This is a genomic window from Paracoccus sp. (in: a-proteobacteria), assembly GCF_030536915.1.
Classification (GTDB): Bacteria; Pseudomonadota; Alphaproteobacteria; order Rhodobacterales; family Rhodobacteraceae; genus Paracoccus.
In genome coordinates this window covers 1-14,860 of the sequence record NZ_JAUNPC010000070.1, presented here as the reverse complement: position 1 = coordinate 14,860, position 14,860 = coordinate 1, and the positions used below count along the sequence as shown (strand labels likewise).

The window sequence follows — 14,860 nt, the reverse complement described above, 5'->3', positions numbered from 1 at the left end:
AAGGCCGGGGATCATGCGGAAGACCTGGGTCTGCGCGCCGTATTTCATCTTGGTCTGGAAGCCGACGATGTTGTAGAGCGTCCCCAGTGCGTTATCCCGCCGAAGCTGGACCACCGCGTAGGGTTTCTCCTGCGGCTTGTGGACGTTCGTCAGCCCGACCGGCTTCATCGGCCCGTGGCGCAGGGTGTCGCGGCCGCGCTCGGCCATCACCTCGATGGGCAGGCAGCCGTCGAAATAGCCGGCAGTCTCGCCGTCGCGGAACTCGGTCTTCTCGGCGGCCAGAAGGGCGTCGATGAAGGCCTCGTATTCGTCGCGCGTCATCGGGCAATTGATATAGGCGGTCCGCTCCTCCTCGGTCTCGCCCTTGTCATACCGGGACTGCCGCCAGGCCACGCCCATGTCGATGGTCTCGGCATGGACGATGGGCGCGATCGCGTCGAAGAAGGCGAGCGCATCCGCCCCCGTCTCGGCCGCGATGGCCTGCCCGAGCGCCGCCGAGGTCAGCGGGCCGGTAGCGACGATCCAGTTGCCGTTGTCGGGCAGGGCTGTGATCTCGCCGGTTTCCACCGTTACCAGCGGATGGGCGCGCAGGGCGGCGGTCACGTCGGCCGAGAAGGCGTCGCGGTCCACGGCCAGCGCCCCGCCCGCGGGCAGCTTGTGGCGGTCGGCGGTGGTCATGATGAGACCGCCAGCCGCCCGCATTTCCCAATGCAGCTGGCCCACGGCGTTGTTCACGTCGTCGTCCGAGCGGAAGCTGTTGGAACAGACCATCTCGGCGCAGTCGCCGGTACGATGGGCGAAGGTGCCCACGATGGGGCGCATCTCGTGCAGGATCACCGGCACACCGGCCTGGGCGGCCTGCCACGCGGCCTCGGAGCCCGCCATGCCGGCGCCGACGATATGGAGAGGTTGGGTCATGTAGGGGGATGTAACAACGAAGGACGCTGCGGGAAAGTGCGCCCGGGCGGCTTCGCCTTGCCGATGCGCGGCAGGATGCGTGGTTTCCACACAGCTTGCGAGGCATGGTGCGTGCAGAGCACGCACCCTACGTAAAAAGGGCGGCGCCGCGGCACCGCCCCCTTCTGCTCATCCGCGTGAGGCGATCAGGCCTCGGCGGGGGCTTCCTCGGCTTCGCCCTCTTCCGCGTCATCCGACCGCAGGCCCGAAGGCGCGGTGATGTTGGCGATGACGAAGTTGCGGTCGATGGTGGGCTTCACGCCGCCGGGCAGGGTCACGTCGTTGATGTGGATCACGTCGCCGATCTTCATGCCCGACAGATCCACGGTGATCTGGTCCGGGATATCGGCGGCGGTCACGACCAGCTCGACCTCGGGGCGCACCACGACCAGAGTGCCGCCGCGCTTGAGGCCGGGGCTGTCCTCGTGGTTGATGAACTCGACGTTGACGAACAGGTTCACCCGCGTGTTGCGGTGCACGCGCATGAAGTCGATATGCGTCGGCAGATCCTTGACCACGTCGCGCTGGACGCCGCGGCAGATGACGCGGGTGTCGTCCTGACCCTCGACCTTCAGGTTCCACAGGGTGGACATGAAGCGGCCGGCGCGCAGTTTCGTCAGCAGGGGGTTGAAGTCCATCTGGATGGGCGTCGGCTCCTTGCCGTCACCGTAGACAATGCCGGGCACCTTGCCGTTGCGGCGAGCTTGGCGGGCGGCCCCCTTGCCTGTCCCCGCGCGTGCCTCGGCCACCAGATCCGGGATCTCTTTGGCCATGTTCGTTCCTTTCAGGTTGCAGCCGGCCAGCCTCCAAGGGTGCCTGACCGGAAGCCGGCCCTATACAGGTGAAGCAGCCGGATTGGAAGCGGGAAGATCGCCGGTCCGGCGGCAGGCCGGATCACTGGTTCAGCACATGCCAGACCCCGCCCTTGCCGTCGCCGGTGACGTCGCCCGGCTGGCTGTCGCCCACGTAGTAATAAACGGGCCTGCCGTTGTGCGCCCATTGCATGGTGCCGTCGGTGCGCTCGACCAGCGTCCAGCCTTCGCCCATCTCGGCGCCCGACTGTCCAAGGAACGGTGGCCAGTTCTCGGCGCACTGGTCGTAGCAGGCAGAAGTGCCCCCGCTGTCCTTGTCGAAGGTGTAAAGCGTCATGCCATTCGCGCCGGTGGCGACGCCCTGGGCCTGAGCCGCGCCGAGCGACAGCAGGGCCATGCCCGCCGCCATGCAGCCTGCAAGAATCCTCATGATCGACACTCCGGGAGCATCCGCATCAGAGCCGGTCAGGCGCGGCGCTCCGCCTGCTCCTGCTCAGGGCGCGCGCAATGAACTGCCGACCGGGCGGAGGGTACGCCCTTTGACGCCCTGCGTCATGCGGAATGTCGTTCAAACATAGTCCCGGCCCCATTCCGCAGGGACGAGGACGTTCTGCCGCCCGACATTGCGGATGTCGCGTTCACCGCAGAGCGCCATGGTGATGTCCAGTTCCTTGCGGATCACCTCCAGCGCGGCGGTCACGCCCGGCTGGCCCAGCGCGCCCAGCCCGTGGACCCAGGCCCGGCCGATCCAGGTCGCATGCGCCCCCAGCGCCAGCGCCTTCAGCACGTCCTGGCCCGAGCGGATGCCGGAATCCATGTGGATCTCCACCCGGTCGCCGACCGCCGCCACGATCTCGGGCAGCATGCGGATCGAGCTCAGCGCGCCGTCAAGCTGTCTTCCGCCGTGGTTCGACACCACGATGGCATCGGCCCCGAAGTCGGCGGCGATGCGCGCGTCCTCGGCGTCGAGGATGCCCTTGAGGATCAGCTTGCCGCCCCAGAGGTCGCGGATGCGGGCGATCTTGGTCCAGTCGAGCTGCGGGTCGAACTGCTCGGCGGTCCAGCTGGACAGGTTGGCCGCGTCGGTCACGCCCTTGGCGTGTCCCACGATATTGCCGAAGAAGCGCCGCTTCGTCCGCAGCATCTCGATCCCCCAGCGCCAGCGGGTGGCGAGGTCCGCGATGGACGAGGGCGTCAGCTTCGGCGGCGCCGACAGCCCGTTCTTCAGGTCCTTGTGCCGCTGCCCGAGGATCTGCAGGTCCAGCGTCAGCACCAGCGCCGAGCAGTTCGCGGCACGCGCGCGGGCGATGATGTTTTCCAGAAACTCCTGATCCCGCATCACGTAAAGCTGGAACATGAAGGGTTTGGTCGTGTGCGCCGCCACGTCCTCGATGGAACAGATGGACATGGTGGAGAGGCAGAAGGGCACGCCGAATTCCTCGGCCGCCCGCGCCGCCTTGATCTCGCCATCCGCCCGCTGCATTCCCGTCAGCCCCACCGGCGCAAGCCCCACCGGCATGGTCACGGGCAGGCCGATCATGTCGGATGCAAGGCTGCGGCCGGACATGTCCACCGCCACCTTCTGGCGCAGGCGGATCTTCTGGAAGTCGGTGGTGTTCTCGCGGAAGGTCTGCTCGGTGTAGCTGCCCGACTCGGCGTAGTCATAGAACATCCGCGGGGTGCGCGCCTTGTGCAGGCGCTTGAGGTCGTCGATGCAGGTGATGACGGGCATGGGGTCCTCTGGAATGGGGGCCGGTCAGGGCTGCGGGCAGGCCGCCGCGCCGGGTGGGCAGTCCGGGGGCGCGCCGTCCAGCATCCGGCGGGCGCGCTCGCGCAGGGCCTCGGCGCGGGCGTCGGTTCCGGGATCGGTCGTCCGGGTCGTGGGCGCTGCAACCGCGGGCGCGATGGTCAGGCTGGCACCACCCGAGGGTTCGGCTGCGGCAATCTGCCCGGCCCGGTCCCGCAGCGCCGCCGCGCGGGCCTGCAGCCCTGCAGCATCGGTGACCGGTCCCTGCGTAGCGCCGGCCCGTGCCGCAGCCTCGGCCCGGCGTGCGCGCAGCGCCTCGCCCACGGCCTCGGGGTCGGCGGCGGCATCGGCGGCATGGACGGGAACGGCAGGGGGTGCGGTCAGGTCGGACAGCGGCAGAAGCCGGGGATAGGCCTGATCCGAACCCCCGCAGGCCGCCAGCACGAGCAGCGCGGCAGACAGGCAGGGACGGGAAAGAGCAGCGCGCATCGGCATCCGGCGCACGATAGAAAGGCCACGGCTCCGCGGCAAGCGGGGACAGGGGGGCGTCGGGCCTCTCTCCATCTGAACCCTGCGGCTTCTGTCTGGTTCAATATCTCGGGGCTTGCGAGGGGTTGAAAAAGCTCCCGTGAACCGTTTCCAGCGGGGAAGGCCACAGACGTGGCCGCCGAGACAGCGCCCCGCATCGGCGCTTGAGCCTGCACCGCCTTTCCCCCTGCCGCGCTTCGGCCTACACCCCGGCCCATGGCCCGCACCACAGGTTCCCGCGCCGAGATCACCGGCCCGCTTGTCCGCGACGCAGCCCTGCGGCTGTTCGCGCGGCACGGCTATGCCGCCGTCTCGATGCGCCAGATCGCGGCGGCGGTGGGCGTGCAGGCGGGGGCGCTTTACGCCTATACCCCCGACAAGCAGGCGCTGCTGGCGAACCTGCTGACGGACCACATGGAGACCCTGCTGGCCGCCTGGGACGATGGACCCGACGAAGGCCCGCTGGAACGGCTGGAAGCCTTTGTCCGCTTCCACATCGCCTATTCGCTGGACCATGCCGATTCGGTCTTCCTCAGCTACATGGAGCTGCGGAACCTCTCGCCCGAAAACCGCGCCGCCATCGCCGCCCTGCGCGGGCGCTACGAGGATGCCCTGACCACCATCCTGCGCGACGGCGCCGCGGCCGGGGTGATGCGCGTCACCGACCCCCGCCTGACCACGATGGCGCTGATCGCCATGCTGACCGGCGTCACCAACTGGTTCCGGGAAGGGGGCCGGCTCGACCGCCGCGCTGTCGCCGACCACTACTGGGGTCTTGTCCGGGGGGCGGTCGGCGCGGGATGATCGCCCCATGAGTCTCCCGCCGGGCTTCCTTGACGAGCTTCGCAACCGCGTCCCGATCAGCCGGATCGTGGGGCGCAAGGTGACATGGGATCTGCGGCGGTCCAATCAGGCCAAGGGCGACTGGTGGGCGCCGTGCCCCTTTCACGGGGAGAAGACGGCATCCTTCCATGTCGATGACCAGAAGGGCTTTTACTACTGCTTCGGCTGCCACGCGAAGGGCGATGTGCTGAGCTTCCTGCGCGAGGCCGAAGGACTTGGCTTCATCGAGGCCGTGGCCGTCATGGCCTCGGAAGCGGGTCTGCCGATGCCCGAGCGCAGCCCGCGCGAACAGGCGCAGACCGACCGCTGCACCCAGCTTGTCGAGGTGATGGACCGCGCCGTCCGCTGGTTCCGCCTGCAACTGCAGAGCGGGGCGGGCGGGGCGGCGCGCGATTACCTCGAACGGCGGGGGCTGGATGCGGCGGCGCTCGACCGGTTCGAGATCGGCTTTGCCCCCGACCTGCGGCAAGGGCTGCTGCGGCACCTGACGGATGCGGGCGTATCCGAGAAGCTGGTGGTCGAGGCGGGCCTTGCCGCCAAGCCCGAGGACAGCGGCGCGGCTTACGACCGCTTCCGGGGCCGCATCATCTTCCCGATCCGCGATGCGCGGGGCCGCTGCATCTCCTTCGGCGGGCGGGCCATGGACCCGAACGCGCGGGCGAAATATCTCAACGGCCCGGAAACCGTGCTGTTCGACAAGGGGCGCAACCTTTACAACCTCGGGCCAGCGCGGGCGGCGGTGGCGAAAGGCCAGCCGCTGGTGGTGGCCGAGGGCTACATGGACGTGATCGCCCTTGTCCGCGCTGGCATCGACGGCGCTGTCGCCCCCTTGGGCACCGCGATCACCGAGGACCAGCTGCGCCTGATGTGGCGGGTCAGCCCCGAGCCGGTGATCGCGCTGGATGGCGACACCGCGGGCCTGCGGGCGGCGATGCGGCTGATCGACATGGCGCTGCCGCTGGCCGGACCGGGGCAGGCGCTGCGGTTCGCGCTGCTGCCCGCCGGGCAGGATCCCGACGACCTGATCCGCGCCGGCGGGACGGGGGCGATCCGCGCGGTGCTGGATCAGGCCCAGCCGCTGGTCGATCTGCTGTGGCGGCGGGAAACCGAAGGGCGCGTCTTCGACAGCCCCGAACGCCGCGCCGCGCTGGACAAGGCGCTGGCGGATGCGGTGGCCCGCATCCCCGACGCTGCGACCCGCGACCATTATACGCAGGAATTCAAGCGCAAGCGCTGGGCGCTGTTCGCGCCGCCCCGGGCCGAGCGTGGCCGCTTTGTCCGCCGCGAGGGCCGCCGCGATGCGCCGCAACCGCCGGTGCCGCAGACCCGCGCCTCGTCCTTGGCCGCGACCGATCCGGGCGAGGCGCTGATCGAGGCGATGATCCTTGCGCTGCTTGCCACCCATCCCGACCTGATCGGCCGCGTCGAATCGCGGCTGGAACGGCTCGACCCGACGGACCCCGGGCGGGGGGCGCTGGTCCATGACCTGCTGGCCGGCTCGACCAGCCTGCAGGGCCGGGCTGCCCTTGACGCGATCATGGCCGATCCCCATGTCCGGGCCAATCCGGCGATCATCCGTCCAACCGGAACCATCGAGGATGCTGAGCGCCTTTTGTTGAATGATCTCGATCGGCTAGAGGCTCGGCGCGCCAGACGTGAAGAAACTCTTCGCGCCGAACGCGAGATTGAGGGGCTTGTCGACGAGGGTTTGACTTGGCGTGTGGCGCAGTTGGGGCGGGCGCTTCGTGAGGCTGATCAGCCACAAGTTGGTCGTGGCGATGACCTTGGCGAGGATCGTGAAGCGCTGATTGCCCGACTCAACAGCGTCAGAGAGGAAAATGAGCGGAAGCGCCGCTGAACGGATGCGAATCGCTGGACCGAATCACGCGCCGCCTGCTTTGACGGGCGGCGTCTTTCGATTAAAACCGCCGGAATCCCGGCACCCGATTCGCCAGATCGGCGAATCAGTCAAAAAGGAACCGCGCCATGGCCAAGGATGACGACGACAAGCCGGACGCCAAGGAAGACGAACATTCGCTGGACATGAGCCAGGCCGCGGTCAAGCGCATGATCGCCGAGGCGCGCGAGCGCGGCTACATCACCTATGACCAGTTGAACGCGGTGCTTCCGCCGGAACAGGTGTCCTCGGAACAGATCGAGGACGTGATGTCCATGCTGTCCGAAATGGGCATCAACGTCATCGAGAACGACGAGGCCGAGGAGCCGGAGGCCGGGGGCGCCGTCGTGCCCGCCTCGACCAGCCGCGAGGTCACGGTCGCCACGCCCGAGACCGAAAAGCTCGACCGCACGGACGATCCGGTGCGGATGTACCTGCGCGAGATGGGCTCGGTCGAACTGCTGTCGCGCGAGGGCGAGATCGCCATCGCCAAGCGGATCGAGGCCGGGCGCAACACCATGATCGCGGGCCTTTGCGAAAGCCCGCTGACCTTCAAGGCCATCACCATGTGGCGGCAGGAGCTGCTGAACGAGGACATCCTGCTGCGCGACGTGATCGACCTTGAGACCACCTTCGGGCGGTCCATGGCCGAGGACGAGGAGGACGATCTTCCCGTCGACCTGCCGCTGGGCGAGGCGCAGCCCGCCGAGCGCGCCAAGACCTGGGGCGAGGAACTGGACGCCGACGGCAACCCGATCCGCCGCGACGCCGACGAGGAGGACGAGGACGACGGCCAGAACCTGTCGCTTGCCGCGATGGAGGCGAGCCTGAAGCCCCGCGTGCTGGAAACTCTGGAATCCATCGCCCGCGGCTATGAAGACCTTGCGCAGATGCAGGACGACCGGATGTCGGCCACGCTGAACGAGGACGGCAGCTTCTCGTCCACCGACGAGGCAGAATATCAGCAGCTTCGCACCCGCATCGTCGGGCTGGTGAACGAGCTTCACCTGCACAACAACCGCATCGAGGCGCTGGTCGACCAGATCTACGGCATCAACCGCCGCATCGTGACCATAGATTCGGGCATGGTGAAGCTGGCCGACGCCGCCCGCATCAACCGGCGCGAGTTCATCGACGCCTATCGCGGATGCGAACTCGACCCCACCTGGGTGGACCGGATGGGTCAGAACAAGGGCCGCGGCTGGCAGGCGCTGCTTGAACGCTCGCGCGATCAGGTGACCACGCTGCGCGGTGAGATGGCGATGGTCGGCCAGCATGTCGGCGTGGACATCGAGGAGTTCCGCCGGATCGTGAACCAGGTCCAGCGCGGCGAAAAGGAAGCGCGGCAGGCCAAGAAGGAAATGGTCGAGGCGAACCTGCGGCTGGTGATCTCGATTGCCAAGAAATACACGAACCGCGGGTTGCAGTTCCTTGATCTCATTCAGGAAGGCAACATCGGCCTGATGAAGGCGGTCGACAAGTTCGAATACCGCCGCGGCTACAAGTTCTCGACCTATGCGACCTGGTGGATCCGTCAGGCGATCACCCGGTCCATCGCGGATCAGGCGCGGACCATCCGCATCCCGGTCCACATGATCGAGACGATCAACAAGCTGGTCCGCACCGGCCGGCAGATGCTGCACGAGATCGGCCGGGAACCCACGCCCGAGGAACTGGCCGAAAAGCTGCAGATGCCGCTGGAAAAGGTCCGCAAGGTGATGAAGATCGCCAAGGAGCCGATCAGCCTCGAAACCCCGATCGGGGATGAGGAGGACAGCCAACTTGGCGATTTCATCGAGGACAAGAACGCCGTCCTGCCGCTCGACTCGGCCATTCAGGAGAACCTGAAGGAAACGACGACGCGGGTTCTGGCCAGCCTGACGCCGCGCGAGGAACGGGTCCTGCGGATGCGTTTCGGCATCGGCATGAACACCGACCACACGCTGGAGGAGGTCGGCCAGCAGTTCAGCGTCACCCGCGAACGCATCCGCCAGATCGAGGCCAAGGCCCTGCGCAAGCTGAAGCATCCCAGCCGCAGCCGGAAATTGCGCTCGTTCCTCGACCAATGACGCGTTGCTTTGTTAAACTTTGTTGACGAAGCAGTTTTTAGGTGACGTCAACCTGTCAAAAGTTCCATGGTCTGGAACAACCGGAACGTTACGTCCGGGGGAGCAGGAGGATCGCATGTCGGCACTCTCCTTTATTCTCTACCGCAGCGACACCGGCCTGAGGCCCAACAGCGATGCCGTCCGCACCCTGATGACCGCGGCGCGGCGGTCGAACGAGCGATTCGATCTGACGGGCTTTCTGCATCACGAAGACGGGTTCTTCTTCCAATGGCTGGAAGGGGAACCCGACAACCTGGCCGAAATCATGGGGCGGATTGAACGCGACCCGCGCCATTCCAACATCACCTGCATGGCGCATGGCACCCAGCCCGAGCGCCAGTTCTCGCGCTGGCGGATGGGCTATTCCACCCGCAGCGATGCCTCGGTTCTCAGGTGGATGGCCGATCATCCCGTCGTGGTCCGCGAACCAAGGGAATATGCCGCCGGGATGCTGGCCTTCCTGCGCGAGCGCGAGGCGCTCGCGCCCTGAGGCTCAGCAGAGCCGCTCGATATGGGCGGCCAGCGCGTCGGCATAGGTTTTCAGGAAACCGCGCAGGCTTTCATCCTCGACCGAGCCATCCTCGGCAAATTTTTCCGCCTCGAACTTCAGGTAGAACTCGGGGTGGCCCATCACGACCATGCCCAGCGTCACCATCTGCGCCTTCAGCGCCAGTTGCGCCGCCGCCGTCCCGATCGCGCCGCCTGCCGCCCCGCAGCAGCCCGCGGGCTTGCTGATCCAAACCGACTTGCCCCAAGGCCGGCTGCCCCAGTCCAGCGCGTTCACCAGCACGCCGGGCGCGGTGCGGTTGTATTCGGGCGTCACCAGCAGCACCCCGTCGGCGGCCGCGACCTGCGCCCGCATCCGCTCGACCGGCTCGGGCCCGCGGCCGTCCTGCCACAGGTCGTCGTTGTAAAGCGGCAGGTCGCCGATCTCGACGAAGTCGAAGGTCAGCTTGCCTTCTGCAACCTTCGCCAGCGCCTCGGCGACGGTCTGGTTGATCGAATTCGCGCGCAGCGATCCGACAAGGACGGCGACGGTGCGGGACATGGGAATCTCCGTGTATTGTTCATCGCCTGTTAAGCACAAGCGAGGATGGTTGTTGATGTTTTCGAACAGATTGGCAACACCGCAGGCAGGGACAAGGAGAATGCCGATGTGGAACGATCCGCAGCTTCTACGGTTGCTTGCGATCCTGCTGGCTCTGGCCGGGATCGTTCTGGCTGTGCTGCTGTCGCGCCGCTCTGCCGCCGTGACGGGGGCCGAGACCGCGCTGCGCGAGGCGCGGGCCGAGGCGCAGGCGGCAGGGCTGCGGGCGGCAGAGGCCACGGCCCGCCTTGAGGGGCAGGTGCATCGCCTGACCGAACTGGGAACCGAGCGGGACGACCTGCGTGACGCGGTGGACCAGGCGCGGACGCAAGCCGAAACGCTGGCCCGGGATCTCGCGCAGTTGCGCGAGCGCGAGGGGGGGCATGCCCTCCGGCTGGCCGAGATCGGGGACGAGCGGGACGGATTGCGCGATGCGGTGCAGGGCGCGCATGACCGTGTTGCGACGCTTGAACGCGAACTCGGCAAGGCCGCCACGCGGCTGGATGCCGACAGGGCGCGGATCGCCGAGCTGGAAGGCGAACGTGGCATCCTGCGCCGCGATCTGGATGAAGCCCGCGCGACGTTGGCCGCGCAGGAGCGTGAGCTTGCCGAGATCCGGCTTGCCGCCGCCAAGGACCGCGAGGCGGCCGAGCGCGACCTGACCCTGCTGCGCGACTTGCGCGAGGAAATGACGGGCCAGTTCCGCCTGATGGCCGACGAGTCCCTGCGCCGGCAGGGGGCCGACCTGGAAAAGACGCATAGCGAACGGCTGGCCGCGATGCTGACGCCCTTCCGCGAACAGGTGCAGGGCTTCCAGACCGAGCTTCAGGCCCGCAACAAGATCGTGGACGAGGAACGCGCCATGCTGCGCGAGCAGATCGACGGCCTGCACCGCCGGTCCGAGGAGATCGGCCGTGACGCGGTGGCGCTGACCCGCGCGCTCAAGGGCGAAAAGCAGCGGCAGGGCGCCTGGGGCGAGATGATCCTGGAACGGGTGCTGGAAGGCTCGGGACTGGAACGGGGCACCCATTACGACACCCAGGAAAGCTGGCGGGCCGAGGATGGCAAGCTGTGGCGCCCGGACGTGATCGTGCGGCTGCCGCGCAAGAAGGTGCTGGTGATTGACAGCAAGGTTTCGCTGAACGACTACGAACGCGCCGTGAACGCCGAGATGCCCGAGGAACGCGATGCCGCGCTCAAGCGCCATGTCACCGCGATCCGCACCCATGTCACCACCTTGTCCGAAAAGGGCTATCAGCAGATCGACAATGCCTCGGTCGACTACGTGCTGATGTTCATCCCGATCGAGGGGGCATTTTCCGAGGCGCTGCGGGTGGATGCCGAGCTTGGCCTTTATGCCCTCAACCGCCGCATCGTGCTGGCCACGCCGACAACGCTGATGCCGATGCTGCGGACGGTGGATCACATCTGGACGGTCGAGCGGCGCGAAAGCAACGCGATGGAGATCGCCGACCGCGCCGGCAAGCTCTACGACAAGCTCGCGCTGTTCGTGGATGCGATGGAGGATGTGGGCAGGTGCCTGGACGGCGCCAGCCGCGCGCATAACCAGGCGATGGACCGGCTGACCCGCGGCTCGGGCAACGTTGTCGGGCAGGTGGAAAAGCTGCGCCTGCTGGGCGCGCGGGCGCAGAAGCGCATCGCGCTGGATCACGACGCCGAACAGACGGCCGAGGTGCGGCTGCTGGAAGCGGGCGAGTAGCGGAAAGGGTCTCGTGCAGCATATATCTTGGGGGTTGACGCTTCATCTATCCAAGTTCTGCGAAAGGCTTTATCGTCTTTCCCGATCATGGCTGCACCGGGGATGATGTGATGCGCTGTCCGTTCTGCGGAAACGCCGATACGCAGGTCAAGGATTCCCGCCCGGCCGAGGATAATGTCGCCATCCGCCGCCGCCGCTTCTGCCCGGCCTGCGGCGGCCGCTTCACCACCTACGAACGGGTGCAGTTGCGCGATCTTGTGGTCATCAAGTCCTCGGGCCGGCGCGAGGATTTTGACCGCGACAAGCTTGCCCGGTCCATCCGCATCGCCATGCAGAAGCGCCCGATCGAGTCCGAGCGCATCGACCAGATGATCTCGGGCATCGTCCGCCGGCTGGAAAGCATGGGCGACACCGACATCCCGTCCAAGGTCATCGGCGAGATCGTGATGGAAACCCTGGCCCGCATCGACACCGTGGCCTATGTGCGTTTTGCAAGCGTCTACAAGAACTTTCAGGCAGCCGACGACTTCGACCGCTTTGTGTCGGAACTGCGCCCGGCCAAAGAGTGACCGACCCCGCCGACCTGCGCCACATGGACCACGCGCTGCGGCTTGCCCGGCACGGTCTGGGAAACGTCTGGCCCAACCCGGCGGTCGGTTGCGTGATCGTCTCGGCTGGGCGCGTGGTGGGGCGCGGCTGGACTCAGCCCGGCGGTCGTCCCCATGCCGAACGGATGGCCCTGGACATGGCCGGTCCTGCCGCAAGGGGCGCGACGACCTATGTCACGCTGGAACCCTGCGCCCATCACGGCCGCACCCCGCCCTGTGCCGAGGGTCTGGTTCAGGCAGGCGTGGCCCGCGTCGTGACCGCGCTGACCGATCCCGATCCTAGGGTTGCCGGGCAGGGCCACGCGATGCTGCGAGCGGCCGGGGTCGAGGTGGTGGAGAATGTCCGAAGCGACCGGGCCCGCAGCCTGCAGCGCGGCTTTCTTTCCCGCGTGACCCGTGGCCGCCCGATGGTCACGCTCAAGCTTGCGACCAGCTTCGACGGGCGAATCGCGACGGCCAGCGGGGAAAGCCGCTGGATCACCGGCGAGGCCGCGCGCCGCCATGTCCATCTGCTGCGGCTGACCCATGACGCAGTGATGGTGGGGGCGGGCACGGCGCGCGCCGACCACCCGGCGCTGAACGTGCGCGGTTTCGGTCCGGTGCGGCAGCCGGTGCGGGTGGTTCTGGCGAATGGTCCTGTTCCTGCCCTGCCGCCCGAGGGCGCAGACCACGGGCCATTGTGGGTCGTGCCCGGCCCGCCGGCCGAGGCGCTGGCGGAACTCGGGCGCCGCGGGCTGACCCGGGTCTTCTGCGAAGGTGGCGGCCGTCTTGCCGCGGCGCTTCTGGCCGAAGGCCTGGTTGATGAGCTTGTCGGCTATACCGCCGGCGTTCTCATCGGTGGCGATGGCCGGGCCGCCGTCGAGCCACTCGGCCTTTCGGCACTGTCCGATGCGCCGCGTTTTCGCCTGGACGAGACACGGGCGCTCGGGGGCGATGTCTTTCATCGCTGGGTATCCGCCGAGGCATGAGGCGGCTTTTCTGCCGGCTCAGCCGACGCCTGCGCCGCAGGCATTGCGGTGCCCTTGGCCGGGCTGCCCGTTCTTCTGCCCCAAAAGGCCGGAGCCTTGCACCACCTCCTGAAAACACGCGCAGGCTTCATCCTGCGGGTTGCTGCCGATGCGCTGGCTTAGGCAAGCAGGCGGACCCCCATGAAGCCCGGGCCAGAGGCAGGGCACCAGCCGGATCAGCGCCGCCACAGCCAACTATGCCCGCTCAACCCTCCCTGCAGCTTGGAAAGCCAGCGCAGTCCGGGACCATGAGACGTCAACCTCGGATCAGAAAGCCGGTCGGCGGCAACCTCGACCGGGCAGGGCAGGCCCGAGACCGGGTCGCGGTAGCGGGGATAGGCGATCAGTGCCGCATGAACCAGCGTTTCAAGGTCGATGCGGGGCTGCCTGCGCCCCGGAACAGGTCCGAGGTCGCGCGTCAGTCCCCAGCCGACGTAGAAGGGCGCGCCTAGGGTGGTAACGGCACGGCCGCGGATCAGCGCCTCGAACCCCAGAGTCGAGGTGATCGTCCAGATTTCGTCAACCGCGTCGATCAGCGCGGCAGTAGGGGCGGCCGCGGCGATCACATCGGCCAGACCCTTCAACCTGTCCGCAGGAACTGCGCCGGGCCGCAGCCCGGCCTCGACATCCGGATGCGGTTTCCAGACGATCAGCGCATCGGGATTTTCGCTGCGGGTGCGGGAAAGCAGGGCAAGATTGGTCCGTTCCGCCCCTGCGCCCAGGCGGATCGAGGCATCATCCTCGACCTGTCCCGGCACCAGGATCACCCGGCGGCCGTCGCGCGGGATCGGCGGCAGTTCGCCGCTCAGGTTGTATTTCGTTAGCGCCCTGTCCCGCAGGCGCGCGATCAGGGCCTGCGCCCGTTCGCGTCCGCCGGGTGGCAGGGGCGCGGCCAGAAGCCGCTCAAGGTCGCTTTCCCCTGTGGGATCATAGTAGATTCTGCGGGCATCGGCGACCAGCGACAAGGGCGGAACCAGTTCGGCGCCCAAGCCCCGCGAGCGCAGAAAGCCGTCCTCGACCCGCAGCGCCTGCGGCACCTCGGCGGCGCGGTTGGCCCAGGCAAGCGTGACCGCGGGCGAGGGGCGGCGGGTGAAACGCACACCCCGGCCGTTCCCGAAGCTGGCCGCGATGGTGCGGCGCTTCCACAGGCGGATGCCATAGGCAAGATGCCCCTGATGGTCCTGCCGCCAAGCCCTTGTTTCCGCCTCGATCTGGCGAATCGCGGCTTCCAGGTCGGTCAGCCGGTCGCGGCAGGGATCATACCATACCGGCGCCAGCAGATGGGTCGCGGCGAACAGCGCGGGCAGGCTGGTCCGGCCCTTCCTGCGCGGCACCGGCGCCTCGTCCGCGCTGAAACCCCAACCGGCATAGAAGGGCTGGCCGAACAGCCGGGGACTGTGGCCGGCCAGCATCGCCTCATACCCCAGTTGAGAGCTGACGGCGTAAACACCGGCCGCATCGCCCACCAGCCGCCACGGGGATACGGGGCCATCGCAGAGGATCTCGCCCGTCCGCAGGTCGGCGCGGCCCAGATGGCCCCGGCGCA

At 67.8% G+C, this 14,860-nt stretch carries 14 protein-coding genes; 7 read left to right on the top strand and 7 right to left on the bottom strand.

The window, feature by feature from the left end; translation table 11 throughout:
* From trmFO to Q4F04_RS11565, 5 genes are all read right to left on the bottom strand, one after another.
* The coding region (gene trmFO, locus Q4F04_RS11585) for a methylenetetrahydrofolate--tRNA-(uracil(54)-C(5))-methyltransferase (FADH(2)-oxidizing) TrmFO (protein WP_303369982.1) at window positions 1-918 on the bottom strand (918 nt) is incomplete at its 3' end.
* Between the two features lie 185 nt (window positions 919-1,103).
* Window positions 1,104-1,730 (bottom strand): 50S ribosomal protein L25/general stress protein Ctc, encoded by a 627-nt coding sequence (locus tag Q4F04_RS11580; protein ID WP_303369981.1) that lies wholly within the window; start codon window positions 1,728-1,730, stop codon window positions 1,104-1,106.
* A 121-nt stretch (window positions 1,731-1,851) separates the two neighbouring features.
* The gene (locus tag Q4F04_RS11575; protein WP_303369980.1) at window positions 1,852-2,199 is read right to left on the bottom strand and encodes a hypothetical protein; all 348 of its coding nucleotides are present in this window, start codon (window positions 2,197-2,199) and stop codon (window positions 1,852-1,854) included.
* 138 nt (window positions 2,200-2,337) lie between these two features.
* The gene (locus Q4F04_RS11570; RefSeq protein ID WP_303369979.1) at window positions 2,338-3,501 is read right to left on the bottom strand and encodes an alpha-hydroxy acid oxidase; all 1,164 of its coding nucleotides are present in this window, start codon (window positions 3,499-3,501) and stop codon (window positions 2,338-2,340) included.
* 24 nt (window positions 3,502-3,525) lie between these two features.
* Window positions 3,526-4,005 (bottom strand): hypothetical protein, encoded by a 480-nt coding sequence (locus tag Q4F04_RS11565; RefSeq protein WP_303369978.1) that lies wholly within the window; start codon window positions 4,003-4,005, stop codon window positions 3,526-3,528.
* Window positions 4,006-4,260: 255 nt separating this feature from the next.
* Between Q4F04_RS11565 and Q4F04_RS11560 the strand changes: the two genes are divergently transcribed.
* From Q4F04_RS11560 to Q4F04_RS11545, 4 genes are all read left to right on the top strand, one after another.
* Window positions 4,261-4,848: a TetR/AcrR family transcriptional regulator gene (locus Q4F04_RS11560; RefSeq protein ID WP_303369977.1), complete on the top strand. Its 588-nt coding sequence runs from the start codon at window positions 4,261-4,263 to the stop codon at window positions 4,846-4,848.
* 7 nt (window positions 4,849-4,855) lie between these two features.
* Complete coding sequence (gene dnaG, locus Q4F04_RS11555; RefSeq protein ID WP_303369976.1) at window positions 4,856-6,745, top strand: DNA primase; 1,890 nt, start codon at window positions 4,856-4,858, stop codon at window positions 6,743-6,745.
* A 128-nt stretch (window positions 6,746-6,873) separates the two neighbouring features.
* A complete protein-coding gene (gene rpoD, locus Q4F04_RS11550; RefSeq protein WP_303369975.1) occupies window positions 6,874-8,853 on the top strand; it encodes an RNA polymerase sigma factor RpoD in 1,980 nt (659 codons plus the stop codon).
* A gap of 115 nt (window positions 8,854-8,968) precedes the next feature.
* Complete coding sequence (locus Q4F04_RS11545; RefSeq protein WP_303369974.1) at window positions 8,969-9,382, top strand: BLUF domain-containing protein; 414 nt, start codon at window positions 8,969-8,971, stop codon at window positions 9,380-9,382.
* Window positions 9,383-9,385: 3 nt separating this feature from the next.
* Here Q4F04_RS11545 and Q4F04_RS11540 read toward each other — a convergent pair whose 3' ends face one another.
* Window positions 9,386-9,940, bottom strand: a complete 555-nt coding sequence (locus tag Q4F04_RS11540) for an NADPH-dependent FMN reductase (RefSeq protein ID WP_303369973.1) — start codon at window positions 9,938-9,940, stop codon at window positions 9,386-9,388.
* 106 nt (window positions 9,941-10,046) lie between these two features.
* On the opposite strand from Q4F04_RS11540, the gene rmuC reads away from it, so the two are divergent.
* From rmuC to ribD, 3 genes are all read left to right on the top strand, one after another.
* Window positions 10,047-11,699 carry a DNA recombination protein RmuC gene (gene rmuC, locus Q4F04_RS11535; RefSeq protein WP_303369972.1) on the top strand — a complete coding sequence of 551 codons (1,653 nt, stop codon included), beginning with the start codon at window positions 10,047-10,049 and terminating at the stop codon, window positions 11,697-11,699.
* A gap of 110 nt (window positions 11,700-11,809) precedes the next feature.
* Window positions 11,810-12,268 carry a transcriptional regulator NrdR gene (nrdR, locus tag Q4F04_RS11530; protein WP_303369971.1) on the top strand — a complete coding sequence of 153 codons (459 nt, stop codon included), beginning with the start codon at window positions 11,810-11,812 and terminating at the stop codon, window positions 12,266-12,268.
* A 23-nt stretch (window positions 12,269-12,291) separates the two neighbouring features.
* A complete protein-coding gene (ribD, locus tag Q4F04_RS11525; RefSeq protein WP_303369983.1) occupies window positions 12,292-13,275 on the top strand; it encodes a bifunctional diaminohydroxyphosphoribosylaminopyrimidine deaminase/5-amino-6-(5-phosphoribosylamino)uracil reductase RibD in 984 nt (327 codons plus the stop codon).
* Between the two features lie 215 nt (window positions 13,276-13,490).
* Here the strand turns inward: ribD and Q4F04_RS11520 are convergent.
* Window positions 13,491-14,860 (bottom strand): capsular polysaccharide biosynthesis protein (locus Q4F04_RS11520; RefSeq protein WP_303369970.1); only part of this gene is annotated, 1,370 nt, incomplete at its 5' end.